Below are 25296 nucleotides of genomic sequence, written 5' to 3' on the forward strand. Positions count from 1 at the left end.
GCCGGCAAGACCACCTTCTTCAACGTGATCACGGGCCTGTACCAGCCCGATACCGGCAGCTTCGAGCTGGCCGGCAAGCCCTATTCGCCCAGCGCCCCGCATGAAGTGGCCAAGGCCGGCATCGCCCGCACCTTCCAGAACATCCGCCTGTTCGGCGAGATGACGGTGCTGGAGAACGTGATGGTGGGTTGCCACGTGCGCACGAAACAGAATGTGTTCGGCGCGGTGTTTCGCCACAAGGCCGCGCGCGACGAGGAAGCGGCCATCCGCGCCAAGTCGCAGCAGCTGCTGGACTTCGTGGGCATCGGCCAGTTCGCCAAGCGCACGGCGCGTCACCTGTCCTATGGCGACCAGCGTCGCCTGGAGATCGCCCGCGCACTGGCGACCGATCCGCAGCTGCTGGCGCTGGACGAACCGGCGGCCGGCATGAACGCCACCGAGAAGCTGGGCCTGCGCGAGCTGCTGGTGAAGATCCAGGCCGAGGGCAAGACCATCCTGCTGATCGAGCACGACGTCAAGCTGATGATGGGCCTGTGCAACCGCATCACGGTGCTGGACTATGGCAAGCCGATTGCCGAGGGTGTGCCGGCGGATGTGCAGAAGAACCCGGCGGTGATCGAGGCTTACCTCGGCGCGGGACATTAAGCGAGACCACAGAACATGACGACGAATATTCTTAAAGTAGAAGGCCTCTCGGTGGCCTATGGCGGCATCCAGGCCGTCAAGGGCATCGCCCTGGAAGTCAACGACGGCGAACTGGTGACGCTGATCGGCGCCAACGGCGCCGGCAAGACCACGACGCTGAAGGCCATCACCGGCACGCTGCCGGCCAGCCGCGTCGAAGGACATATCGAATACCTGGGCAGCGCCCTGAAGGGTAAGAAGTCCTTCGAGCTGGTCAAGGACAAGCTGGCGATGGTGCCGGAAGGGCGCGGCGTCTTTACGCGCATGAGCATCCAGGAAAACCTGCTGATGGGCGCCTACACCAGCAATGACAAGGGCCAGATCGCGGCTGACATCGACAAGTGGTTCGCGGTCTTCCCGCGCCTGAAGGAACGGGCGGCGCAGATGGCGGGCACGCTCTCGGGCGGCGAGCAGCAGATGCTGGCGATGGCGCGTGCGCTGATGAGCCATCCCAAGCTGCTGTTGCTGGACGAGCCCTCGATGGGCCTGTCGCCGATCATGGTGGAGAAGATCTTTGAGGTGATCCGCAATGTGTCGGCGCAGGGCATCACGATCCTGCTGGTGGAGCAGAACGCCAAGCTGGCACTGGAGGCGGCGCATCGCGGCTATGTGATGGAGTCGGGCTTGATCACCATGCAGGGCGAGGCGCGTCAGATGCTGGATGATCCGCGGGTGAAGGCGGCTTATCTGGGTGAGGCATGACCTGCCCGGAGGTAAAAAGGCTGGGAAAGATATAAACGGTTAAAACGATTTATATCGTTTTCTGTTTTTCTGTATGAGAAGGGGCGCAACCTTGGTTGCGCCCCTTTTTTTTGCTTTGCGGGTCCGGCCAGTGCGGCGGGCGCTCAGTGGACAAACAGGTAGAGCAACACCAGCAGGAAGGCCGGAACGCCGCACAGCCATGCGAGGAAATACTTGCCCATGATCGTTCTCCTATTGTGAGTGTGTGTGAGTGTGTGAGTGCTCAGAGAGAGGCATCACCATCGTCTGCTCGCGTGGCAAGCCGGCTCCGTCCAGGGCCGGTTGCGCACATTGCTCATCCTGGGCCAGTGGACGCGACAGGACCATCGGACATCGCCGCAACATCCTGTAGGAAGCGGCCTGCCCCGTTGCGTGAGGCCCGCTGAACCGGTGCCAGATCATCGTTCGCAAAGCCAATGCAGGCAAGGCTTTGCGCGTTGTCCTACAAGACAATCGGCAGCCGTCCTATAGAGCCCGGCAGTAGGGCCTTGCTACCATTTTTCCCATGCTGCACATCCTGCCAGGCCATCTTGAGCCATTCAGACCACGAGGAGACGCAACCATGAACACGAAGACGATCACCGGCCAGTTCCATGTTGTCCTGGGCAAGCTTCAGGAGAGCATGGCGGCAGCACTGGGCAATGCGGCGCTGCAGCGTGCGGCGCAGCGACGCCAGATGGATGGTCGCATCCTGCACGCGGTGGGCGAGGCGCAAGACCTCATCAAGCGCTCGCTGCGCCAGCGTGCCAGTTCGCTTTGAACAATGTCGGGAGAGTATCGATGAGCTTCTCACGCAAACTGATGTGGGCCGCCGGCCTGGCTGGTATTGCCGTCGGCGCGACCCTGAAGTCCCTGGCCCGCGAGGCAGGTCTGCGCGAACGGCGCTTGCAGAGCCAGGCGCTGCAGCGCTGGGAAGACGAGGGTGGCAGTCCGCGCGCCAGCGTGCAGCCTCTGCCGCCACGCGAACGCGGGCACTGAGGAGCGGGCAGGGAAAGGCAGTCGTTGTCCTACACGGCAATCGGTCTGGCGCCGATACAGAGCGCGACAAGGAAGCGGTATCTTGTCTCTATGCCGATCAATCAAGCAGGCGACGCACCACAACCAGGGACATGCCGCACCGACCGGGCGCCGGCAAGATCAAGATCAAGAACAAGGGAGTAGGCCTTATGGACAAGCTCGTGCTCGGGTGGCTCTTGGGTATACCGGTGCTGATGTTGATCCTGCTGCAGTACCTGATGTAGGCAGTCGCCGGTACTACCGTCATCGTGGCCACAGCCACCAACACCAACCCTTCATGGAGGACAAGCATGCAAGCCAGCAAACTGAAGACCGTGCGCAACGATGTGCAATCGCTGTTGCAACAGGCCCAGGACCTGTTTGCGCAAGCAGCAGCGACATCCGGGCAAAAAGCCGACGAGCTGCGCGCCAGTGCGCAGGCCTTGCTGGAGCAGGCCCTCAATACCGCCCACGACGCCCAGTCCACCGTGGTCGAGACCGGTCGCCAGATCGTCACCACCACCGACGACTACGTGCAATCCAATCCCTGGCGTGCCATTGCCATCGGCACCGGCATCGGCCTGCTGGTCGGGCTGGCGGTGGGCCGTTGCGCCGATCATGGTTGATCGGGCCTGAAGACGGGATCCAGCCAGGCGTGCTGTGCGAGCACGGCGTGCATCAGTCAAGAAACCGGAGAGAGGAATGACCATGACCAGGAATCCGCCTCACACCGAGGCCAGCAAGAAGCAGTCCAGTGAGCAAGCCTTCCATCTGGACAAGGGAGCCATCCGCGCTGCGGCCAGCAAGATCAGCGGCGGTGCCGTTACCGAAGGCTATCGGGGCAATCGCAAGGAAGTCATCGCCATGCTCAATGACGCGCTGGCCACCGAGCTGCTGTGCGTGATGCGTTACAAGCGCCACTACTACACGGCCAAGGGCCTGGAGATCGAGGCCATCAAGGGCGAATTCCTGCAGCACGCGCAGGAAGAGCAAAGCCATGCCGACCTGATCGCCGAGCGCATCGTGCAGCTCAATGGCGAGCCCGATTTCAATCCGAAGACGCTGAGCGAACGCAGTCACGCGCACTACGATGACTCGGCGGACATCAAGGACATGATCCGCGCCAACCTGATCGAGGAGCGCGTGGCCATCGAAGCCTATCGCCAGATGATAGAACGCATCGGCGACGACGATCCGACCACCCGCCACATGCTGGTCCAGATCATGGCCCAGGAAGAAGAGCATGCCGACGACATGAGCGATCTGCTCGGCCTGTAGGCATCAGGCAGTTGGACCACCAGGCGCGCTCCATGAGTGCGGCTATCGATAACACACCAGGACGAGAGGAAGACCACAATGAAAAAAATCATCGCAACCATGATCTTCGGTGCTGCCGCGATCGGCATGCAGGCGACAGCGTTCGCCGCCGATCCCGCTGCGGCCCAGTACAAGGCCGACAAGTCCAAGGCCGACGCCGACTACAAGGTCGCCAAGAAGAAGTGCGGTCCGCTCAAGGGTAACGACAAGGACGTCTGCGACAAGCAGGCCAAGGCAGACCATGAGTCGGCCATCGCCGATGCCAAGGCCAAGCGCAAGGGCGCCGATGCCGACAAGGATGCGCGCAAGGACAAGAACGATGCCAACTATGACGTGGCCAAGCAGAAGTGCGATGCCTTGAGCGGTGACGCCAAGGACCAGTGCGTGGCCAACGCCAAGTCCAAGTACGGCAAGTAAGCCATCCCCGAGCCGGTGTGGCCGGCGGCGGACAAGGCTGGCCGCTGGCGATACCTGTGCTTGTCTTCACCCTGTTTGCACCTCATTTCATCACTAATAGGAGAACATCATGTCCTTGAGCAAAATGTCGCTGACCCAGCGTTTCTTCGGTTTCTTCCTGGCCCTGTTCATGGTTTCGCTGGTGGGCTGCGCCTCCGGCCCGGGCAAGGAAGGGACCGGTGAATATGTGGATGACGCCGTCATCACCACCAAGGTGAAGGCCGCCATCTTCAACGAACCCAACCTGAAGTCCGCCGAGGTCAATGTCGAGACCTACAAGGGCGTGGTCCAGCTCTCCGGCTTTGTTTCCAGCGCAACCTCGGCTGCCCGTGCGACCGAACTGGCGCGCGGCGTCAAGGGTGTGGTCTCGGTGCGCAATGACTTGCGCCTGAAGCAATAAGGTCGGGAACTTGCCAGGGCGCGACGGGTCTGTTGACCGGTTCGCGCCCATCTGTCTTAAGGAATTTATCGCTGGGAGCCGCATGGACAGTGCGATCCGCTGCGTTTCGCCTTGAGACAGTCTGATGGGCTTGAGGTATAGTAGAAAAGCATTGCGACCGGGCAAGCCGTCGGGACCATTGTCCCGCAGAGGCATGCGCGAGTGAAGGCGCGAGTTAAAGCTCGAGTATCGGCGCAGTGCGGCAGCAAAGGCGCCAAGCCTGGCCAGTGGCGGTCTTGCGAACCCGACTGGCGGCGTGGCGACCCATTATTACAGTACAGAGTACATCGCGGCACAGGCTGTGCCGCAGTTTCAATTCACCGCTCAAAATTGCCATGACAAAAATACTTGTAGTCGATGACCACGCGGTCGTACGGGCAGGTGTGCACCACTTCATTTCTGAAATCCCATCGATGGAAGTCGGTGGAGAGGCCAGCACCGCCGAGGAAGCGATCCGGCTGGTGCGCACCCAGGACTGGGACATCGTCCTGCTCGATATCGCGATGCCCGACAAGAGTGGCGTAGAAGTGTTGAAGCAGATCAAGCGCGAGAAGCCGGAGTTGCCGGTGCTGATGCTGTCGATGCATCCGGAGAGCCGCTATGCCGTGCAGGTGCTGCGCAGTGGCGCTTCCGGCTACGTGCAGAAAGAGGCGCTGGCTACCGAGCTGGTCAATGCCATCAACACCATCCTGCGCGGGCACAAGTACATCAGCTACGGTGTGGCCGAGCTGCTCACCAGCGAACCGGTGGATTCGGAGAAGCCCCTGCACGAGACGCTGTCCCAGCGCGAGTACGAGATCTTCTACAAGCTGGGCCAGGGCCAGGGCGTGACGCAGATCGCGGACGAGCTGTGCCTGTCGGTCAAGACGGTGAGCACCTATCGCTCGCGGGTGCTGCAGAAGATGAGCATGACCAACAATGCGGACATCATTTATTACGCGATCAAGAACAACCTGATCGACTGAGGCCAGGTCCATGGCCAAGGCGACGCAGCAGATCGCCATGGCAGGCAGGACAACTGGCAAGGAAAAGCACGGTACGGCGCATCATGGATGACTATCTCAACACCCGGCTCCAACGCGACAGCGACGGTACGCCCTTGCGCATCTTCCTGGTGGAAGATTCGGAGGACGTGCGGGAGCTCATCGTCGAGAGCCTGGCCGAGATCGCCGGGGTGCGCCTGGTCGGGTATGCCGAGACGGAGATGGAGGCGCTGCGCCATCTGCAACAGAACAGCTACGATGTACTGATCCTGGATATCCAGTTGAAGCAGGGCAACGGCATGAGCCTGTTGCAGGCGCTGGCGCGTTCCAATACGCGCCGCCAGAGCGAGGTCAAGGTGGTGTTCAGCAACCATGTGAGCCCGACCTACCGGCGCGTGGGGGCGCAGTGCGGGGTCCAGCATTTCTTCGATAAGTCTTCCGAGCTGCCGCTGCTGTGCGACTTGTTGAGGGACTTGGCGGGCCAGAAGATGGACGCGCCACGTTCGGCCTCGAACAACAATTCGCCGCAGGGTTCGGCGCAGGCCGGCGGGCACTGAAGCGGCGGCCGGCCGCCAGGTCGGTGCAGGTGCGGGAGCACGAGAACAGATCATGCTGATGTTGCCGGCCAGGCGCGTCGCACGGGTCGCACAAGAGCAAGGGATATCCGACGATGCAGAAGAATAACGACGGCTTTGCTCCGTCCTCCGCCGACATCCATCGCAATGCGTCGGTCGAGTACTTCACGGCGTCGCACGCCCATTACAGCAGCATGGTGACGCTGGCCATGGGGCTGTCCATGGCCGTGATCCTGTTCGGTATCGTGGTGCTGGTGGCGGCGTTCCTGGAGGACGAGTACCGGCGTCTGCTCTCGGGCCTGCTGGCGGTGCGCGCGGTGACGGCCACCGGTTTCATCCTGGGCGCCTGTGCGCTCTATCTCCGTTGTGCCAATGGGTCGGGCCGCACTGGCCTGTCGGGCTTGCTGGTCAATGCGCTGGCCTGGCTGCTGCTGGTGCTGGGCGCGGCCACCCTGGTGCATGGGGCGATGTATGCGGCGGGCTGGTTGCCGGTCGATGCCGTCCATCCACTGTCGTCGCTGGTGATCCCTCCGCTGCTGTCGGTCGGTTTCCTGCTGATGGCGGCGGTGCTGCTGCTGCAGGACTGGCGCCTGCCGGGTGGCTACTATCTCTCCGAATATCTCTCCTTCGCCCTCATGGGCTTGTCGGCCATTCCGCTGGTGGGCTACATCTATGGCGTGAGCCAGTTCATCTATCTGGATTTCTACGTGCCGGTGCCGCTGTTGTCGGCGCTGGTACTGGCGCTGCTGGGGGCGGCGCTGCTGATGGCACGGCCCTCCCATCCGCTGATGGCCGTGATCATGCGCATCGCGCCAGGCGGGCAGATGCTGCGCCACCTGTTGCCGCAGACGCTGTTCCTGCTGCTGGCCTTCAGCCTGCTGCTGAACTGGGGCCTCACGCATGGCTGGATCCTGCCCGAGTTGCTCCTGCCCACGCTGACGCTGATCAATGGCGTGATCGTGCTCTTCATCTTCTGGGGTTCTGCCAGCCGGCTCGACAGCGAATACGGCGAGCGCACCCGCAACGCCCAGAAGCTGGCCGAGACCAGTGCCTTGCTCAATGCGGTCAGCGAAAGCACCAGCGACCCGATCTTCGTGAAGAACCGCCAGGGCCTGATGATCTTCGCCAATCCGGCGACGCTGCACAAGCTGGGCAAGACCTGGGAAGAGACCATGTACCGCGCCAGCCGCGAACTGTTCATGGTGGCCGAGGAGGCCGAGACCATCGACCGCGACGACCGCCGCGTGATGGCCTCGGGCAAGCCCGAGAAGCTGGAGCAGACGCTGCATCTGCCCGAGGGCGTGGTGACCTTCCAGACCGCCAAGGTGCCGTGGTTCGGCAAGGATGGCAGCGTCCAGGGCGTCATCGGCATCAGCACCGACATCACCGAGCGCAAACAGGCCGAGGATGAATTGCGCCAGCGCGAGAGCCAGCTGGAGAAGACCGTGATCCAGCGCACGGCGTTGCTGCGCGAACTGACCAACCACCTGGAGACCGTGCGTGAAGAAGAGAAGCGTGCCATCGCCCGCGAGCTGCACGACAACATGGGCGCGTCGCTGACGGCGCTGTCGATGCACCTGGAAGGGGTCTACCAGATCCTGCCGCCGGATGAAAAATGGAGCGATCGCAAGACCCGCATGCAGGGCCTGATGAAGTCGCTGGTGGCCACCACGCGGCGTATCCAGACCGAGCTGCGGCCCAATACGCTGGACCTGTTCGGCCTGAAGGCCGCCATTTCCGAGCAACTTGACGAGCTGCACGAGCGTACCGGCATTGCCTGCCACGCCAGCCTGCCTGACGAGGACGTGGAGGTTGACCACGAGATGGAAATCGCCATCTACCGCATGCTGCAGGAAATGCTCAACAACGTCACCAAGCATGCCAAGGCGCGCAAGGTCGATGTGATCCTGGACATCGACGAAGACCATGTCGCGCTGACCGTGCGCGACGATGGCGTGGGCATTCCCGAGGAGCGGCGCGATAACCACAAGACCTATGGCCTGCGCGGGCTGCGCGAGCGCGCCACGTTCTTCGGTGGCCAGGTCGATATCCGCTCCACGCCCGGCAAGGGCGCCCTGATCACCATCAGCCTGCCGATCCGGCCCGAACTGGCCGGCGCCGAGGCGTAAGCGCCAGGCTGCCCACGCATCTGCTGCCAGGCCGCCTGCGGGCGGCCTTTTCATTGTCCGGCGACGCTCGTCCCGGTGTCCTAGTCCTGCACGGTTTTTCTGTTTTTCCTACGCCGGAAAGGATGGCTCTCTGATGCCCTGTCCACGGGCTCATCGCTACCATGAACTCATCGTCGCTTCAGGCCCATCCGGGCGCGGCGAGGCCCGATGGACGGCTTGGCCGTCACCGGGGCGCCCCCTAACAGGATTACCTACCTACAAGGAGCCATCATGAACAAGGACCAGATCAAAGGCAGCGTCAAGGAAGCAGCAGGCAAGGTGCAGGAGAAGACCGGCGAACTGACCGGTAACAAGACCCAGCAGCTCAAGGGGGCCGCCAAGCAGGTGGAAGGCACTGTGCAGAAAGCCTACGGCGATGCCAAGGAAGCGGCACGCCGTTGAGCCTGGGCCGCCCGGAGAGGCGTCGGGCCAAGCGATGCCGCGGGTAGTGTAGGAATTGTCCTACGCGAGAATCGGAAACGGCTGATTTTGTGGTGCAGCATTTTCCGCGACCATGTGGCCATCGTAAAGATTTGCTCACCGCGAGAAGGGACCCCTGAAAGGGATGACCATGAAAAAAATAGCCGGTATCTGCATCTTGGCCGCCTCAGTTCTGGCCGCCCATCTCTCCCCGGCGCAAGCCGCAAGCCCCGATGTGGCGGCGGGTGCTGCCCGCTGGTCGGCGTCGGCGATGGATCGCCATCTGCCGCTGGCGGCTGCGCCTGCGCAGCCATCGGGTGCCAGGAAATTCCGTTATATGGACATGGCCCAGACCAGGCGTTCTCCTGCGCTGCACAATGCAGTGCTGGTGGTCGGGCCGGCCAGGCCTGCCAAGGCGGGCGAGCAAGCCGTGCCGCGGTCTCCGCTCCATCGCAACCACACCCGGCAAGCGGGTGCGCGCGTGATCATGCGGCCGATGACCTGAGTGGCCCGATTCGAATCCGACAATGAGGAAGGAGTCATCATGAAAACAATTCAAAAGCTGGTGGTGAGCTCGGTCGCCATCCTTGCATTCACCGCCATGAGCGGTTGCAGCAACATGTCGCAACGTGACAAGAATACGGCCGTCGGTGCCGGTGTGGGCGCCGTGGGCGGTGCCATCCTGACCGGCGGTAGCGGTCTGGGGACGGCGGGCGGCGCGGCCGTGGGCGGCGTCATCGGCAACCAGATCGGCAAGTAAGCGGTGCGGGGACGCAGGTCCCCGTCATCTCGCAGCCATGCAGCCAAACGCCACGACGAGAGATCGTCGTGGCGTTTTTCATGAGCGGCAGCGAGCGTTCAGGGCGCCGGGCTGCTGGCCTTGTAGTCGTCGTAGATGCGCTTGGCGCGGGCCATGTCATCCTTGCGGGTCGCGCGGGCGTCCTTGCGGCACATCCCGGCTTGCTTGCCGCGTTGCTCCTTGCAGGCACGCAGGGCCTCGCCATAGGCGGCATCGGCTTCCTTGCCGAGGTTGCGCAGGCGTTCCTTGGGGGCGTCGTCAGGCTGGTACCAGCGCGCCGGATCGGCCTTGGAGACATCTTCTTCGGCGGCGTGGGCCGCACCGGTGGAGAGTGCGGCCAGGGCGGCCAGGAAGCTCAGAGCGAGGATATTTTTCTTCATCTGTAGTGAACCCCATCACGGAATGCGCGCCATCGGCGTGGCGCAAAAGGACACGGCGCGGACAGTGACAAGCACCGACCGCGCCGTGCTCCCCTCCATCCACACCCCTGATGTTATCAGGCTTGCGTTACGGGAGGCGGGATTGCATGCGTTCTATATCTTTCCCAGCAGTAGCAGGATCAGCAGGATGATCACGATGGTACCGGCCAGACCGCTGGGACCATAGCCCCAGCCCCGGCTGTGCGGCCATGCGGGGATCACGCCCAGCAGGATCAGGATCAGGATGATGAGCAGGATGGTGCCTAGGGTCATGGTCGTTCTCCTTTGTTATTGACTTTGTGGGCGCCTGCAGCGCACTGGGCAATGTTGCTGGGAAATCATAGGATCTGCCCGCGCCGGGCGCGATCAGCGCGCGCCGCAATGCCTTGTAGGACGACGCGTCCAGCATGGGTAGGCGGGCGTGCCGCCAACTTGGTGCAAAGCACAAATGAAGTGCGCGCAACGCTCGATTTGATCGCGTCCGCAGGCCCTGCCGGGGGCCGCACCGGGCTTCTCCGGCTGTCGTGAAGTATCCCTGGAACGCAGGCTGCAAGCGGATTTCAACACCCTTGCCAGGTCACTGGCACGCTCTTTGCTGAATTGTCGTCATCGCGCAAGCAGTGCGTAACAGGTGTGACCAACGGCGGTCGCGCCGTCCAGGACAAAGGCGTCTTCCGGCATGGGTTCACCGTGGCGGAACACGCCTTTTTTGTTTGTGGGTTTTCAACGATTCGCAATACAAGGGGGAAGGGTGCTATGCAATCCACAGCCACAGCAGAGGCAGGCAAGACGGAGACGGTGCAGGACGTAGTCAACGACAAGCGGCGCAAGCTGCTCCAGGGCAGCGCTGCCGGCGTGCTGGGACTGGCCACGGGCGGTGCCTGGGCGGCGGGTTCGGACAAGCCGGAAAAGGAAGAGGTCAAGATCGGCTTCATTCCGCTGACCGATTGCGCCTCGGTGGTGATGGCCTCGGTGCTGGGTTTCGACAAGAAGTACGGCATCAAGATCGTCCCCAGCAAGGAAGCCTCCTGGGCCGGCGTGCGCGACAAGCTCACCAATGGCGAACTCGATGCCGCTCACGTGCTGTACGGCCTGATCTACGGCGTGCAACTGGGCATCGGTGGCCAGAAGAAGGACATGGCTGTGCTGATGGGCCTGAACCACAACGGCCAGGCTATCACCCTCTCCAAGAAGCTGGCCGACAAGGGTGCCGTTGATGGCGCATCGCTGGCCAAGCTGATGCAGACCGACAAGCGCGAATACACCTTCGCCCAGACCTTCCCCACCGGCACCCACGCCATGTGGCTGTATTACTGGCTGGCCGCCAATGGCATCAATCCGATGAAGGATGCCAAGGTCATCACCGTGCCGCCGCCGCAGATGGTGGCCAATATGCGGGTGGGCAACATGGATGGCTTCTGCGTGGGCGAGCCCTGGGGCCATCGCGCCATCGTCGACGGTGTGGGCATCACCGCCACCACCACCCAGGCGATCTGGAAGGATCATCCCGAGAAGGTGCTGGGCAGCTCGCTGGAATTCGTGCAGAAGTATCCCAACACCTGTCGCGCCATGATGGCCGCCATTCTGGAGGCCAGCAAATGGATCGATGCCTCGCTGGCCAACAAGAACAGGATGGCCGAGGTGATCGCCGACAAGTCCTTCGTCAACACCAGCAAGGACGTGATCGACCAGCGCATCATGGGCCGCTACCAGAACGGCCTGGGCAAGACCTGGGATGATCCCGACTACATGAAGTTCTACGAGGATGGTCAGGTCAACTTCCCCTTCCTCTCGGATGGCATGTGGTTCATGACCCAGCATCGCCGCTGGGGCTTGTTGAAGAGCGACCCGGATTACCTGGCCGTGGCCAAGTCGGTCAACCAGATCGATCTCTACAAGGATGCCGCCGCCATGACCAAGACGCCGCTGCCCAAGGAAGTCATGCGTTCGTCCAGGCTGATGGATGGCACGGTCTGGGATGGCAAGAATCCGGCGGCCTATGCGCAGTCGTTCAAGATCAAGGTGTAAGCAGGACGGGCCCGGCGCGCCAGCGTGCGCGCCGTCGCGGTGAAGTGTCATCAGCAAGGGGAAAGCGATGAGTGCAGTCGTGGAAAGCATCATGGGCGATAACGCCAAGCCGGCCGGCCGTAGCAGTCATGTCGGCCATGCCAACGATGGCGAGTCGGCCCGCCCGGTACAGGCCGCCAACGAGGAACAGGTGGCGGCCCCCATGGTCGCCGTGCTGGCCGTGCGCAGCCCGCGCCGGAAAGTGGCGGGGAGTGGACTGTTTCTGCGGGTGGTGCCGCCGGTCCTGGGCCTGGCCCTGCTGGTGCTGGTGTGGCAGATCATCGCCCTGAAGACCAGCAGCTTCCCCACGCCCTGGGCGACGCTGAAGGAAGCCGCGGTGATGTTTTCCGATCCCTTCTACCGTAACAGTCCCAATGACCAGGGCATAGGCTGGAACGTGCTGGCCTCGCTGCAGCGGGTCGGCGTGGGCTTCGGCCTGGCGGCGCTGGTCGGCATTCCGCTGGGTTTTGCGATCGGCCGGGTGGAATTCCTCTCGCGCATGTTCAGCCCCATCATCAGCCTGTTGCGTCCGGTCTCGCCGCTGGCGTGGCTGCCCATCGGTCTGCTGGTCTTCAAGTCGGCCAATCCGGCGGCGATCTGGTCGATCTTCATCTGCTCGATCTGGCCGATGATCATCAACACTGCCGTGGGCGTGCAGCGCGTGCCGCAGGACTACATGAACGTGGCGCGCGTGCTGAACCTGTCGGAGTGGAAGGTACTGACCAAGATCCTCTTTCCCTCGGTACTGCCCTACATGCTGACCGGGGTGCGCCTGTCCATCGGCACGGCCTGGCTGGTCATCGTGGCCGCCGAGATGCTCACCGGTGGCGTGGGGATCGGCTTCTGGGTCTGGGACGAGTGGAACAACCTGAACGTGCCGCACATCATCATCGCCATCGTCGTCATCGGCGTGGTGGGGCTGGTGCTGGAGCAATTGCTGGTGGCGCTGGCCAAGGCCTTCACCTACGAGCAGGTCAACAACTGAAGCGCGGTCGCACCACATCAAGGAGGACATCATGGACAACATCAACGCGAAATTCATCGATATCCACGGGGTGGAGATGGTCTTCCACACCAGGAAGGGCGCCTTCCACGCACTGCGCGAGATCAACCTGACGGTGGCCAAGGGCGAGTTCGTCACCCTGATCGGCCACTCGGGCTGCGGCAAGTCGACCCTGTTGAATCTCATCGCCGGCCTGCTGCGCCCCAGCGAGGGCGTGCTCCTGTGCGCCAACCGCGAGATCGGCGGACCGGCACCGGAGCGCGCCGTGGTCTTCCAGAACCATTCGCTGCTGCCCTGGCTGACCTGCTACGAAAACATCTACCTGGGTGTGGAGCGTGTCTTCGGGGCCAGCGAGAACCGTACCCAGCTGCGCGACCGTACCCGCGCCGCGCTGGCGCTGGTGGGCCTGTCGGCGGCCGAGAGCAAGCGCCCCAACGAAATCTCCGGCGGCATGAAGCAGCGCGTGGGGATTGCCCGGGCACTGGCGATGGAACCCAAGGTCCTGCTGATGGACGAGCCCTTCGGTGCGCTCGACGCGCTCACGCGTGCGCACCTGCAGGATGAATTGCTCAAGATCGTCGCCAAGACCGAATCCACCGTCGTCATGGTGACCCACGATGTCGACGAGGCCGTGCTGCTGTCGGACCGCATCGTGATGATGACCAATGGCCCGGCGGCCACCATCGGCGAAGTGCTGGAGGTGAAGCTGGCCCGTCCGCGCGACCGCGTCACGCTGGCACAGGATGCGCAGTACGGCGAGTACCGCACGGCGGTGCTGGAATTCCTCTATCGCAAGCAGGCGCATCCGGCGCGCGAAGCGGCCTGAGGTTGACCAGCCCGTCTGGCGCAGCCGGATTTTCCGCTGCGCCTGTCATGAACATGTTGTTGCATCAAAGGGAGCAAGCCATGTCCGATCTGGCCATTATCGATGAGGCCGCGGCCGATACGGTGGAAGACACCGAGGTCGTTGCGCTATCCGGGGAAGTCTTTGGCGCCCTGATCAATCTCTCCGGTCGCCGCCGATTCACCTCGCAGCGGCTGGTGCTCTACGCGGTACTGGCGGCACAGGGGCAGGCGGGTGCCAGCACTACCGCGCGCGAGGCGCTGGGCCTGTTTCGTGGCGCCCATGCGTCGCTGCTCAAGCGTTCGCGGGATTTGCCCGGGGTGTTCTGCCCGGAGCTGGAAGAAGCCTATTTCGGACGTACCCAGGGCGATGCGCGCATCACCGCCTTCGCCGACCTGGCCGAGCGCGCCCTCAATGCCATCGAGGACAGGCTCAAGAGCGCACCGGCATTGCTGGAGCAGCTGGTACAACAGACCACGCCCCTGCTGGCGGTGCTCAACGAGATCACCAGCGTCTATGAAGCCCAGTCGAAGAAGCATGCACGCCTGATGCGCGAGCAGTTGCGCGGCATCATGACCGACATCGAGACCATCGCCCGCGAAGCCAAGATGGTGGCCTTCAATGCACGCATCGTGGCGGCTCGGTCGGGGCAGGCGGGCAAGGAGTTTTCGGTGGTGGCCGGGGTGCTTTCCAACATCACCGGCGAGATCGATCACCTGGTCAAGGAAGCCCTGAGCGGTTCGGCGGCCTGAGCCGCTGGCTCACTTGGCGCTCTTGAACGCCGCCCACGCCACCAGCAGCCATGCTGCCAGGAAGGCCACGCCACCCAGGGGCGTGATGGCACCCAGGATGCGGGTGCCGGTCAGCGCCAGCAGGTAGAGGCTGCCGCTGAAGACGACGATGCCCGCCAGCATCAGTTGGCCGGCCCAGCGCAGCGCGGCGCCACCCATGCGCGGCATCAGCAGGGCCACGGCGATCATGCCCAGGGCATGCATGAACTGGTAGGTCACAGCGGTGTGCCAGACCACCAGCATCTCTTCCGAGATCATCTTCTTGAGGCCATGTGCACCGAAGGCACCACAACCCACGGCAATGAACATGTTGAGGGCGCCGATGGCGACCAGGGTAGGTTCTTTCATCGATTCGACTTTCAAGGGCGTCACCAGTTGACGGTGACCGGGTGGAACGCTGGCCGATGGGCTGGCAGGGGCGCTGTCAGAGCGATACGCGTTGCGACTTGCCGAGCCTGAATTCATGCCGCAGCACGAACTGCGAGGTGGCGATCAGGCCCGACAGGCCCAGCACCAGTTGCGTGAGCGTATCCGGTGGCAACACCCACACCGAACCGGCCGGTGCGGCGACATTGGCGGCGGCGCTGATGACCGGGGCGGCCCAGGCGGCTTCCTCGCTCACATCGAGCAGGATCTCGCCTTCGGGGGCGGTATGCAGGTAGATCTCGCCACCCAGTTCCAGCGTGAAGCAGATGCCCTGGCCGGCATTGATAGCGTTGAGCTTGTTGCGCCAGACCACGGCTTGCAGCTCGCGGTTGTAGGTCTCGATCCAGGTCTCGACCTCGTGCACGTTCTGCAGCACGATCCAGGGACGCGGGGCGGGAATGGTATCGGCGCCGGTCACGGCGTCATCGGGGAAGATCGGTTCGGGGGCTTGGTCGGACATGGTCGGGAGCAGGGCAGGGCGCTCGGGGAGCAGCCCCGCATGGATTCGGGCTAAAACATGAAGTATATCGGATCGCCCCGCCATGCCGGCTTCCCGGCCCGGCACTCGCCAGGCAAGCCCCTGCGGTGCCGGGTGCCGGGCTTAGTACGCCAGCCGATAGGCCTCGTTGGTGGATTCAAGACGGCTGGCGATCACCTTGACGACATAGCTGTGCAGTCGCAGGGCCGTGGCCGGGTCTTCCCGCTCCAGCTGGCGCAGCGTGGACAGGGTGAGCTTGTGGGCGCGCGTGGGGCGGTCGGTGACGACATCGGCGGTGCGGTGCTGACCCCGGTAGAGGGCCATCTCGCCGACGATGGTGGCATTGCCGAAGGAGCGCAGGCGCATGGCCCCGCCTTCTTCCAGGGGCAGGGAGATGCTGACCAGCCCCTCTTCGATGAAATACATCGAGTCGCCCGCATCGCCCTTCCTGAACAGCAGCGTGCCGGCCTCCAGATCGACCGTCTCCATGCGCGAGAACAGCGACGCCAGCTGGGGCGCATCGAAATGTTCGGCCAGGCTGACATGCAGGCCATGGTCGGACTGCTCCAGCGGACCTTGTTCGAGCAAGCGGTCTTCCACCCACTCCAGTGCCAGGTCGAGATCGGCGAATTCCTTGGGCGGTGTGCCGTGGAAGGCGGCGCGGGCGATCGGGCGACGGATGCGTTCGGTGATGCCGGTCAGGATCAGGGTGACCTGGAACTGTTCGCACACCTGGGCCAGCTTGACGAAACTCTGGGAGGTCGAGGCATCGAGTCCCTGGACATGGCGGAAGTCGATGATGATGTACTTGCGCGGCGACTGCAGTTGCTCGCGCACCCGATGCACGATCTGGTTGGCGCTGCCAAAGAACAGGAAGCCCTGCAGGCGCATGCCGAAGACCCGCTGGCCCAGGCGCTTGAGTTCGGCATTGGCCTGGACCGGGCGTTCCAGCTTGGAGTGCAGGCTGGCGCCGGTGAACTCCATCTTCACGCAGGACACGCGCCCGTAGTCGACCACGAAGAGCATGCAGGCCACCACCACACCCAGCGCCACCCCGGTGACGAAACCATACCAGGCCACCACGGCCAGGATCAGTACGATGAGGAAGTAGTCGCCCCGCGACAGGCGGCGGGCCTTGATCAGCCATTCATTGAGCAGGCCGGCGCCCAGGCCCAGCAGCAGGCCAGCCAGTACCGGCTTGGGGAAGTAGCTGATCCAGGGGATGAAGAACAGCGCGCACAGCAGGCAGAGGATGGCCGCGATGACGGCTGCCTGGCGGTCGCGCGATCCGAAGCGGTAGTTGAGCAGGGTGCGGGAGAGTGAATGGCAGCCGACCACGCCGCCAAAGAGACCGGTGACGATGTTGGCGATGCCGGCGCTGCGCAGCTCGCGGTTGAAATCCACTTCGCGCCGGGTGGCCAGGCTCACGCCGGTGGCATTGAGCAGGATGGCCAGGGTGGTCACGGCGGTCAGCGCCAGGAATTCACCGTAGTGGCGCAGCAGGATATCCCAGTGGATCAGCCGCCACGACAGGCTCACCGGCAACTGCACGTTGCCCGCGCTGAGTGGCTCGAACATCCAGCCCAGTGCGCGGGCCTGGGCAAACGAGACGCCGCTTGCCGCCAGCGATGCGAAGAAGGCCACGCAAGCCAGGGCCAGCGATGCTGGCAGGGCCAGGGGATGGTCGAACTTGCGACCCGGCAGTCCGAGCATGCCGACCAGCACGATGGCCACCGGCAGCACGACCCGCCAGTCCAGGGCGATCCCGGCACGCAGGGTGTCCAGCGTGAGCGCATGACCGGTGAGTACCGTGAAGGCACCGGTCCACAGGAGGTAGCCGGTACCGGCCAGGAAGCCGCCCACCACCGGGAAGGGCACGAACAGCACCAGATTGCCGCGTCGCATGACACCCAGCAGGGTCAGCAGCAGGCCCACCAGCACGGTGCTCAGTGCGATGGCCACGAACACGGTGGCCAGGATCTCCGCGGCGGGCATGGACGAGCGCTGCATGACACCGGTGATGCCACCGACCATCAGCGAGAGCAGGCCGACCGAATTGGAATCAGCGCCACCGACCATGAAGGGCAGTGAGCTGGTGAACGAGATCGCCAGCAATCCCAGCACGCTGGTGACGAACAGCAGCGGCAGGCCGGCCTGGAGCAGCGCGCTGCCGCTGCTGCCGAAGATCATCACTGCGTAGCTGACTGCATAGCTGACCGAGATCAGTGCCACCACGCAAGCTGCCGGCAGACTGCCCAGCCACTGCTGTGAGCGTGCGAGCCAACTGGATGGCTGCATCAAATGATCTTCCCCGAAGGCTGCGCGTTTTTGCGGCATGCCTGTACCCCCGTCGATATGACCGGCCCTTGGTGGCCCGTTCTTGTTGTCTGGCACCGCATTGCTCCCGTCCCGGGGATAACCGGTCCCCGGCGATTGCTGTCCCGGCCGTGTTACCGGCCTGAGGAAACGGTGGTGCTAATGATGAATGACAAATCTATCACACGAAAATGACAGAATAACAACAAGGATGGGTTTTTACACGAACTGCGGGAGACGAGGGGCCATAGCCCGCGGGAGCAGGCCGGGTGGCGCCAGCATACGGGCCGTCGCCTCTTGCGAAATGCCGGCCAGAGACGCTTGCCCTATGCCGTGCCGCTTACATGCGCGCGATGACCAGCTCGCACTTGCGGATCGATTCCTCGCCGCGCAGCATGTCACCCTTGACGGCATAGATCGACGCGCCTGCCTGGATGGTGCCGTTGAAGCGAAACTTCCACATCAGGTCCGGATTGTTGATCCGATAGCCGAATCCGGTGATATCGAGCCGATCGCGGCCCAGCTGGCCCGCCAGGGCTTCAGCCACCTGGGCATTGCGGCGGTGCAGGGCAATGCCGTTGTTGGCAACCTCGGCCTCGAAACGGGCCTGGTAGGCTTGCGAGAATTCACCGTTATCGGCACGCGCCTGGCAAGTCATCAGGGCATACCAGCGCTCGCCGTTACGGGCGCTGTTCGGGGTTCCAGGGGCGGCCGGCACGGCGGTCGCCGGTGGCGTCTGGACGGGCGGGCGGAGCGGCGGTGGGGGCGATTGGGGCATAGGTGATGGCGGTACCGCAGCCATCGGTGGTGACGCCGGCGCGGGTGTCGGGGCGACGGGTTGCGTGGACGCGGGCGGCATGGCCGGTGCCGCCGCAGCGCCATTGGGCGCACTGCTGCGCTTGGCCATCGCGGCGCGGCCCCGCGTTTCCAGGTCCCAGATCCATTCGGCCGGCACGGCGAAGGACAGGTTCTGCACCGTAGCGCCGGCAATCATGGCGGTGGTGATGCCGATCAGCTCGCCCTTGTCATTGAACAGGCCGCCGCCGCTGGAGCCGGAAGAAATCGGCGCCGAGGTTTGCAGGAAGCGCAGCTTGCCATCGTTATCCAGCCGCAGGGCCGAGAGCAGGCCGTCGCTGATGGTTTCCTCCAGCGCACGCGGTGCGCCCAGCGTAAAGACCCGCTGGCCGACCCGCAGGCTGCGCGCCGGGGCGATGGTGACGGCGGGCGCCTTCAGGCCTTCGGCGCGCACCTGGCAGAGATCGCGTTCGGGATCGGGAAACTCCAGCCGGCCCGCCAGCGTGAGATTGCCGTGCCGTAGCTTGAAGCTGCTGGCGCGCGCCAGCACATGGCAATTGGTGACCAGGCGTTCGGGGCCGATCACCACGGCCGAGCCGGTGCTGAAAAGCTGGCCCTGGGCATCCATGGCTTGCACGACCCAGATGCTGGGGGAGAGCTGCTTGAACAGGGTTTCGGCATCCAGGGCATGGGCCACCGGCGCTACGCCCAGCAGAGGGCAGAGCAGGCCGAGGAGCTTGGTCAGGCGTAATTTCATGGCGGGGCGTCTCAGGGGGAAGGCAGGAGGTTCTTGAGGTCGTCGATGGTGACCTGGCCGCTGCGTTGCTGCGGCGCTGCCGCCACCGGCGTGAAGACCAGCGCGGCCTTGATGACTTCCTGGTCCGGTGGCGCGGGCGACTGCCCGGCACTCTTCACGTAGGGACCGACCAGCTTGAGGATGACCTCTGCGCTCAGTACCGCCTGGCCGGGATAGTCAGCCGGTACGCGCAGCATCTTGACCACGGCATTGCCCGAGTAGGTGACGATGGGCACGCCGGGCGTATAGATGTAGACCGGCGCGGAGTGGGTCGCCGTGGGAGTGAGCTGGCCCATCGGCGCGCTGCCATCGCGCGGGTCTTGCGGCAGCGAAGTGTTGCTCATGGGCCGCGCGACCGGATGGGGGATGGGATCGTTGGACTTGAGGACGATGAAGTGCGAGTAGCCCTGTTGCTGCGTCAACTCGGCGCAGCGATAGATCCAGTAATGCCAGACCATGTCGCGGCTGGTCTTGCCGTTGCCGGAAAAGCTAACCCGGTACAGATCCTCGGCCAGCTTGGTATCGGCGTAGCCCCCTGTGATGCCGTGTGGCCCGTAGGCGGTGGCGCACCCCGCCAATATCACCGCCGCCAGCAAAATGCCGGCAGCGCCCCCGCGCGATGTTGAAAGCATGTCGTTTGTTGTTGTAGTGGACGATGTGCGGCCCTTGCAGCACGGATGACGTTTTCACGCTGCAGGACCAGCGAGAATCTTTGCATGCCGCTCTGACAAAATGCTGACAGGAAGTTTTCTGCAGGGAAAAGCGGCGCGGGACAGGTTGTGTGACCAGCGTACTGGCGCGCAGTGAATGCGCCGTTCGACATGGCGCCTCCTGATGACGAGCTGATGTGGCGCCTCGCAGTCCCGCGCCGTCGCTGGTCTCAACCCGGGGTAGTCAAACGCCTTTCAGCAATTTGGCTATCTGGCTCTGGAGCCGGGCCGCACCGGTGGCGGACAGATGCCACTGGTCCGAGTAGTTGGAGCGCCCCTGCTCGACCAGCTTGCACTGGCGATCGTGACAGAGGACATCCATCGGTCGAATGATGTCGACGCCGTCGCAGAGCGATTCGATGCGAGACTCCACGGTCGAAAACACCTGTTCCATGTCGGATTGGGCATCGCGCGAAACGGCCAGGTTGTCGATGGGACCGTGTTTGATCAGTTGTTCCATGGCCCAGGTGGATGGCACATCCCACTGGGCCACCGGGATCGGCGCGACCAGTACGACGTGGCGACCTAGGCCTTTCAGGCGGCAGGCCACTTCGGGCAGGCGATCGGTGAGGATGGCGGGCGCGTAGAGGCGATAGAACATCGCCATCACGACCGTGTGGAGCGTTGGCGAGGTCTCGATATGCTGGAGTACCCTGGCCTGATAGCCAGATGCGCAGGACTGGAATCTTGCCCGATCCGCCGCGTCGGCGTAGGGGAAGACATCGATGGGAGCACAGCCCGAAACGGTCGCGATCTCGAGACTCGAATTGCTCTGCCTGGAAGCCGCATCGAAGGCCGGTTGCAGTGCGTCTGCAAAGGAATCACCCCACAGGATGGCGGTAGCCGGGCCGGCGCTGCCCGATCGGCAGAAGGTGGGGGCATGCGCGGCTTTCGCATCATCGCGTTCCAGGAAGCATTCGGCGCGTCTCGGGTTCACATCCGCGGATGCCAGCTCGGCACGTTGCACGTACTGGGGCAGGCGGAAGGGCATGCCACCGGACTTGATGGCGGTGACCAGGCCAAGTCCGGCCAGTACGCAGGTCGTTGCATAGCTCCAGCCAATGCGACGATTGCTCCAGAACTGACGGTCGTTGCGCAGCGGATTCTCTACCCAGCGCCAGGACACATAGCCGAGCAGAATGGATGCGGAAATGCCGCCGATCCTGGCAAGGCCGGAGAGATGCCCCTGCTGCACCAGCGTGAGAAATACGACGATCGGCCAATGCCACAGATAGAGCGAATAGGAAATATTCCCGAAAAATTGCATGGGCGCGCTCTGCAGGCCTTGGCGCATGAACCCGACATCGCCGTTGGCGATGAACAGGAGTCCCGTCAGGACCGGGAGCAGCGCAACCCAGCCAGGAAATGGTGTCTGCTCGGTCACCGTCAGCATCAATCCGGCCAGGATCGCAGCACCTGCCAGGCGCAGCGCGCCCAGTTTCTTCAGATTGTCCCAGGCCTCGGATTGCGGTGGATAGAGGGCCAGCAGTCCGCCAGCCAGCAATTCCCAAATGCGCGAGAAAGGTAGGTAGAAGGCGGCAACCGGATGGTGTTGCGTCTGCCACAGGCAGAACGCCAATGACGCGGCCGACACGCTCAGCAGTGCCAGTTTGAGATGTCGCCGGGGCAGGACGTTGAGCAATAGCGGGAACGCAAGATAGAACTGCCACTCCACGGCCAGCGACCAGGTATGTATCAGTGGCTTGGTGGTGGTAACGGCATCGAAATAACCTGCCTCACGCTGGAATGCGACGTTCGAAAAGAAGAGCAGCGCTGCACCGAGGTGGCGCCACAGTTTCAGATAGTCGGCCGAGGTCAGGATGGTCGCGAATGCCAGCGCCGTGCCAAGGCAGGCAAGCACCAGCGCGGGGGCGATACGGCGCAGGCGCGCGACATAGAATGTGCCCAGCCGGAAGCTGCCGGCGTCCACATTTGTCACGATGTTGCGGGTGATGAGGTAGCCTGAAATGACGAAAAAGATGTCTACGCCGATAAAGCCGGCGCGAAAACCAGGAACGCCGAAATGATGTAGTAGAACCAAAAGCACTGCGATGGCGCGCAAGCCATTGATATTTTTCTGAAAGTCCATGCAGGCGAACGTTGACCGAGTGGCCGGTCATTGTGTCAGGTCGACCATCAATGAGCAACACTGCAGTCGGGTTGCCATGGCCGGGACCAGGCCCAGGTACCCGGGCATGCTGGAAGGCAGCCCATCGCTACAGACGAAAAAAAAGCACCACGATTTCTCGTAAGTGCTTGATTTTCTACTGCAAATTCGTGGTAGGCCGTGCGGGACTCGAACCTGCGACCAACGGATTAAAAGTCCGCTGCTCTACCAACTGAGCTAACGACCCGAAAGACAGCTATTATAGGCAAACTCTATCGAGGCTGTCAACACGTCAGCCTCGGAAGTTGCAATCGGACATGCCGGACCACGCGGGGGCCGGCAGGCCCGGGTACTGCTACTTCAGCGAGGACAACCGGTCCTTGCCGGTTTGCGCAGCCGGGGTGCCCGGATACTTGGCAATCAACTGTTCCAGCGTCTTCTTGGCAGCTGCCTTGTCCTTCAGTTCGGCTTGCGAACTGGCGATGTTGAGCAGGGCGTCGGCGGCCTTGGGATTGTCCGGATAATTCTTCACCACGTTCTGCTGGGCAGCGATGGCGCCCTTGTAGTCGCGTTGCGCATACAGGGAGTTGCCTTGCCAGTATTGCGCCGAGGCGGCATAGCCGGATTGCGGATAACGCTTGATGAAGTCGCCAAAGGCGTTGGCCGCACCCTTGTAGTCGCCACCCTTGAACTGCGACAGCGCCGCGTCATAGGCCTGCTGTTCGGGGATGCCGACAGCCACCGTCTGGCCATCCACGTTCACCTGTTGCGGTTCGAGCTTGCGCAGGCGGGCGTCGAGGTCGACGTAGAAATCCTTTTGCCGTTGCTGGGCGTTGGCAATGTCATTGGTCAAGACTTCAATCTGTCCACGCAGGGCGGCAATCTGCGACTGCAGGTTGTCGTTGCGGTCAGAGAGTGTCAGGACACTGTTCTTGTCGGCCTTGTTGGCGACATCGCGCTGCAGGGCTTCGATCTTGGCGCGGATGTCCAGGATGGCCTTGCGCGCCTCGTCGTCGTCAAACATGCCGGCGCGGGAGGTAAGCGGTAAGAAAGCCGTGGCGGCCAGCAGGGCCGCCACGGTTACCGATTTCAGTTTGAAAGCGGTATGCATGACGATTATTGGTAAGCGATGTCAGCGCGACGGTTTTCGCCGTAGGACGCTTCATCCTGACCCAGTGCCTTGGGCTTTTCCTTGCCGAAGGAGACGGCTTCCACTTGTGCGTCGGACACGCCCAGCAGGACCAGGGCCTTGCGGACGGCTTCAGCACGCTTCTGACCCAGGGCCAGGTTGTACTCGGCGCCACCGCGATCGTCGGTGTTGCCTTGGATGATGACCTTGCGATCCTTGTGTGCCACCAGGTACTTGGCGTGGTTTTCGATCACGGAACGGTATTCGGACTTGACGGTGTAGCTGTCGTAGTCGAAGTACACGCTACGCTTGGCCAGAACGCCTTGCGGGTCGTTCAGCGGGTCAACCGAACCGGCGTTGACGGTGCCCACGGCACGGGTGTCAGCACCGTTGCTGGCGCCGTTTTGCACGGGAGCGTTAGCCTTGTCATCCAGCTTGGTGGAGGAGCAGGCGGCCAGCAGAACAGCGCTGGAAACGATGAGGGCGAAGGTACTGATAGTGCGCATTTTGGATTTCTCCTGTCGTGATGAATGTGAATATTGGATTTCTTTATTTCATGAACGGACCCCAGGTCGGTTCCCTGATATCACCGGCCTGCGTCGTGAGACGCTGTTTGATTCGGCCGTCCACGGAGACGACGGCCAGGGATCCGCGACGACCAGATTCCGTCGCGTACATGATGTATTTGCCGTTGGGCGCAAAGCTGGGCGATTGGTCGCGGTTGCCGTCGGACAGGCGGATTTCCTGGCCATTGGTCAGGTCCAGCGCATACAGCTGGAACTGGCCATCGCGACGCGAGATGAAGGCCAGCGTCTTGCCGTCCGGCGAGATGCGCGGGCTGATGTTGTAGCTGCCGGCGAAGGTCACGCGCTGCGGCGAACCGCCGTCCAGGCCGACCTTGTAGACCTGCGGGCCGCCGCTGCGGTCGCTGGTGAAGTAGATGCTACCGCCGTCGGGCGAGAATTGCGGTTCGGTATCGATGCCGGCGCTGTTGGTCAGGCGGCGCAGGCCGGAACCGTCGGCATTGATCACGTAGACCTGGGTGAGGCCGTCACGGGTCAGGGCCACGGCCAGGCGCGAGCCGTCCGGGGACCAGGCCGGGGCCGAGTTGCTGCCCTTGAAGTTGGCCACGATGGAGCGCTGGCGCGTCACCAGGTTCTGGATGTAGACCACCGGCTTCTTCATCTCGAAGGAGACGTAGGCGACCTTGGTGCCATCGGGTGACCACGACGGCGAGATGATGGGCTCGTTCGAGCGCAGTGCCACCTGGGTGCCTTCGCCATCGGCATCGGCCACTTCCAGGCGGTACTCGCTGCCGGACTTGGTCACGTACGAGATGCGGGTGGAGAAGATGCCGGGGATGCCGGTCAGCTTCTGGTAGATGTCGTCGGCGATCTTGTGCGCGGTCAGGCGCAGCAGTTGCGGCTGGGCGCCGATGGACAGGGCCGAGAGCTGGGTTCCGCCCACGGTGTCGAAGAGGCGGTAGCGCACGTCGAAGCGGCCATCGGCCAGGCGTGCCACGCTGCCCACGGCCAGCGCATTGGCGCCGCGCTTCTGCCAACTGGCGTAGTCGATGGCCGAGGAATCCGACAGGGCGTCGCCATTGTCGATGAGCTTGAAGATGCCGCTGCGGGCCAGGTCGGCCTTGACCACCGAGGTGATCTGCTGCGGCGCGGCCTCTTCACCCGGGAAGGCGGTGATGGCGATGGGGATCTGCGAGGCGCCCACACCGGTGATCTCGAAGCGGATCTGCGCCTGCGAGGCCGGTGCGAACGACAGGCCGGCCACGGCAAGAGCGGTGGCGGCCACGCTGGTCAGGTAACGGGCTTTAATCATC

General features: G+C 63.3%; 29 protein-coding genes and 1 tRNA gene. 18 read left to right on the top strand and 12 right to left on the bottom strand.

Features of this window, described 5'->3' with window-relative positions; translation table 11 throughout:
• The 14 genes from ACIPHN_RS12285 to ACIPHN_RS12350 all read left to right on the top strand — a co-directional run.
• The coding region (locus ACIPHN_RS12285; RefSeq protein ID WP_400436473.1) for an ABC transporter ATP-binding protein at positions 1 to 645 on the top strand (645 nt) is incomplete at its 5' end.
• A 15-nt stretch (positions 646 to 660) separates the two neighbouring features.
• A complete protein-coding gene (locus ACIPHN_RS12290) occupies positions 661 to 1386 on the top strand; it encodes an ABC transporter ATP-binding protein (protein ID WP_400436474.1) in 726 nt (241 codons plus the stop codon).
• A 601-nt stretch (positions 1387 to 1987) separates the two neighbouring features.
• Entirely contained in the window at positions 1988 to 2185 is a 198-nt protein-coding gene (locus tag ACIPHN_RS12295) for a CsbD family protein (RefSeq protein ID WP_400436476.1), read from the top strand.
• A 20-nt stretch (positions 2186 to 2205) separates the two neighbouring features.
• Entirely contained in the window at positions 2206 to 2403 is a 198-nt protein-coding gene (locus ACIPHN_RS12300; RefSeq protein WP_400436478.1) for a hypothetical protein, read from the top strand.
• Positions 2404 to 2732: 329 nt separating this feature from the next.
• Positions 2733 to 3047 (top strand): YqjD family protein, encoded by a 315-nt coding sequence (locus ACIPHN_RS12305; RefSeq protein ID WP_400436480.1) that lies wholly within the window; start codon positions 2733 to 2735, stop codon positions 3045 to 3047.
• 76 nt (positions 3048 to 3123) lie between these two features.
• Positions 3124 to 3699 (top strand): ferritin-like domain-containing protein, encoded by a 576-nt coding sequence (locus tag ACIPHN_RS12310; protein WP_400436481.1) that lies wholly within the window; start codon positions 3124 to 3126, stop codon positions 3697 to 3699.
• 78 nt (positions 3700 to 3777) lie between these two features.
• Positions 3778 to 4155 (top strand): cell envelope biogenesis protein TolA, encoded by a 378-nt coding sequence (locus ACIPHN_RS12315; RefSeq protein WP_400436482.1) that lies wholly within the window; start codon positions 3778 to 3780, stop codon positions 4153 to 4155.
• 109 nt (positions 4156 to 4264) lie between these two features.
• Positions 4265 to 4594, top strand: coding sequence for a BON domain-containing protein (locus ACIPHN_RS12320; RefSeq protein WP_400436483.1), 330 nt, complete (start codon positions 4265 to 4267; stop codon positions 4592 to 4594).
• A 374-nt stretch (positions 4595 to 4968) separates the two neighbouring features.
• On the top strand, positions 4969 to 5598 hold the full coding sequence (locus tag ACIPHN_RS12325) for a response regulator (RefSeq protein ID WP_400436485.1): 630 nt from the start codon (positions 4969 to 4971) through the stop codon (positions 5596 to 5598).
• 83 nt (positions 5599 to 5681) lie between these two features.
• Positions 5682 to 6173 carry a response regulator gene (locus ACIPHN_RS12330; protein WP_400436487.1) on the top strand — a complete coding sequence of 164 codons (492 nt, stop codon included), beginning with the start codon at positions 5682 to 5684 and terminating at the stop codon, positions 6171 to 6173.
• Between the two features lie 113 nt (positions 6174 to 6286).
• Positions 6287 to 8320, top strand: coding sequence for a PAS domain-containing protein (locus ACIPHN_RS12335; RefSeq protein WP_400436489.1), 2034 nt, complete (start codon positions 6287 to 6289; stop codon positions 8318 to 8320).
• A gap of 270 nt (positions 8321 to 8590) precedes the next feature.
• Entirely contained in the window at positions 8591 to 8761 is a 171-nt protein-coding gene (locus ACIPHN_RS12340; protein WP_400436491.1) for a CsbD family protein, read from the top strand.
• Positions 8762 to 8930: 169 nt separating this feature from the next.
• Complete coding sequence (locus ACIPHN_RS12345; protein ID WP_400436493.1) at positions 8931 to 9284, top strand: hypothetical protein; 354 nt, start codon at positions 8931 to 8933, stop codon at positions 9282 to 9284.
• A 39-nt stretch (positions 9285 to 9323) separates the two neighbouring features.
• Positions 9324 to 9539: a prenyltransferase gene (locus ACIPHN_RS12350; protein WP_400436495.1), complete on the top strand. Its 216-nt coding sequence runs from the start codon at positions 9324 to 9326 to the stop codon at positions 9537 to 9539.
• 98 nt (positions 9540 to 9637) lie between these two features.
• Here the strand turns inward: ACIPHN_RS12350 and ACIPHN_RS12355 are convergent, their stop codons facing one another.
• The gene (locus tag ACIPHN_RS12355; protein WP_400436497.1) at positions 9638 to 9958 is read right to left on the bottom strand and encodes a hypothetical protein; all 321 of its coding nucleotides are present in this window, start codon (positions 9956 to 9958) and stop codon (positions 9638 to 9640) included.
• A gap of 153 nt (positions 9959 to 10111) precedes the next feature.
• Complete coding sequence (locus ACIPHN_RS12360) at positions 10112 to 10270, bottom strand: DUF3309 family protein (RefSeq protein WP_400436499.1); 159 nt, start codon at positions 10268 to 10270, stop codon at positions 10112 to 10114.
• A gap of 582 nt (positions 10271 to 10852) precedes the next feature.
• Here ACIPHN_RS12360 and ACIPHN_RS12365 point away from each other — a divergent pair.
• The 4 genes from ACIPHN_RS12365 (at position 10853) to ACIPHN_RS12380 (ending at position 14663) form a co-directional block, all read left to right on the top strand.
• Entirely contained in the window at positions 10853 to 12025 is a 1173-nt protein-coding gene (locus tag ACIPHN_RS12365) for a CmpA/NrtA family ABC transporter substrate-binding protein (protein WP_400436895.1), read from the top strand.
• A gap of 67 nt (positions 12026 to 12092) precedes the next feature.
• The gene (gene ntrB / locus ACIPHN_RS12370; RefSeq protein ID WP_400436501.1) at positions 12093 to 13049 is read left to right on the top strand and encodes a nitrate ABC transporter permease; all 957 of its coding nucleotides are present in this window, start codon (positions 12093 to 12095) and stop codon (positions 13047 to 13049) included.
• 31 nt (positions 13050 to 13080) lie between these two features.
• Positions 13081 to 13893: an ABC transporter ATP-binding protein gene (locus ACIPHN_RS12375; RefSeq protein WP_400436503.1), complete on the top strand. Its 813-nt coding sequence runs from the start codon at positions 13081 to 13083 to the stop codon at positions 13891 to 13893.
• Between the two features lie 80 nt (positions 13894 to 13973).
• Entirely contained in the window at positions 13974 to 14663 is a 690-nt protein-coding gene (locus ACIPHN_RS12380; protein ID WP_400436505.1) for a type IV pili methyl-accepting chemotaxis transducer N-terminal domain-containing protein, read from the top strand.
• A 9-nt stretch (positions 14664 to 14672) separates the two neighbouring features.
• Here the strand turns inward: ACIPHN_RS12380 and ACIPHN_RS12385 are convergent, their stop codons facing one another.
• The 10 genes from ACIPHN_RS12385 to tolB form a co-directional block, all read right to left on the bottom strand.
• Positions 14673 to 15050, bottom strand: coding sequence for a DUF423 domain-containing protein (locus ACIPHN_RS12385; RefSeq protein WP_400436507.1), 378 nt, complete (start codon positions 15048 to 15050; stop codon positions 14673 to 14675).
• 76 nt (positions 15051 to 15126) lie between these two features.
• Entirely contained in the window at positions 15127 to 15588 is a 462-nt protein-coding gene (locus ACIPHN_RS12390; protein WP_400436509.1) for a hypothetical protein, read from the bottom strand.
• 141 nt (positions 15589 to 15729) lie between these two features.
• A complete protein-coding gene (locus ACIPHN_RS12395) occupies positions 15730 to 17904 on the bottom strand; it encodes an SLC26A/SulP transporter family protein (protein ID WP_400436511.1) in 2175 nt (724 codons plus the stop codon).
• Positions 17905 to 18262: 358 nt separating this feature from the next.
• Positions 18263 to 19474, bottom strand: coding sequence for a S1C family serine protease (locus ACIPHN_RS12400; RefSeq protein ID WP_400436513.1), 1212 nt, complete (start codon positions 19472 to 19474; stop codon positions 18263 to 18265).
• 11 nt (positions 19475 to 19485) lie between these two features.
• Positions 19486 to 20145: a CC0125/CC1285 family lipoprotein gene (locus tag ACIPHN_RS12405; RefSeq protein WP_400436515.1), complete on the bottom strand. Its 660-nt coding sequence runs from the start codon at positions 20143 to 20145 to the stop codon at positions 19486 to 19488.
• 262 nt (positions 20146 to 20407) lie between these two features.
• Positions 20408 to 22312 carry an acyltransferase family protein gene (locus tag ACIPHN_RS12410; RefSeq protein ID WP_400436517.1) on the bottom strand — a complete coding sequence of 635 codons (1905 nt, stop codon included), beginning with the start codon at positions 22310 to 22312 and terminating at the stop codon, positions 20408 to 20410.
• 189 nt (positions 22313 to 22501) lie between these two features.
• Positions 22502 to 22577 (bottom strand) — tRNA-Lys (locus ACIPHN_RS12415).
• A 108-nt stretch (positions 22578 to 22685) separates the two neighbouring features.
• Complete coding sequence (ybgF, locus tag ACIPHN_RS12420; protein ID WP_400436519.1) at positions 22686 to 23441, bottom strand: tol-pal system protein YbgF; 756 nt, start codon at positions 23439 to 23441, stop codon at positions 22686 to 22688.
• A 5-nt stretch (positions 23442 to 23446) separates the two neighbouring features.
• Positions 23447 to 23965, bottom strand: coding sequence for a peptidoglycan-associated lipoprotein Pal (gene pal / locus ACIPHN_RS12425; RefSeq protein WP_400436521.1), 519 nt, complete (start codon positions 23963 to 23965; stop codon positions 23447 to 23449).
• A 43-nt stretch (positions 23966 to 24008) separates the two neighbouring features.
• On the bottom strand, positions 24009 to 25295 hold the full coding sequence (gene tolB, locus ACIPHN_RS12430) for a Tol-Pal system beta propeller repeat protein TolB (RefSeq protein ID WP_400436523.1): 1287 nt from the start codon (positions 25293 to 25295) through the stop codon (positions 24009 to 24011).
• Between the last annotated feature and the right edge of the window lies 1 nt (position 25296).

Source organism: Herbaspirillum sp. NPDC087042, assembly GCF_044745245.1.
In the GTDB taxonomy this organism is placed as follows: Bacteria; Pseudomonadota; Gammaproteobacteria; order Burkholderiales; family Burkholderiaceae_D; genus Herbaspirillum.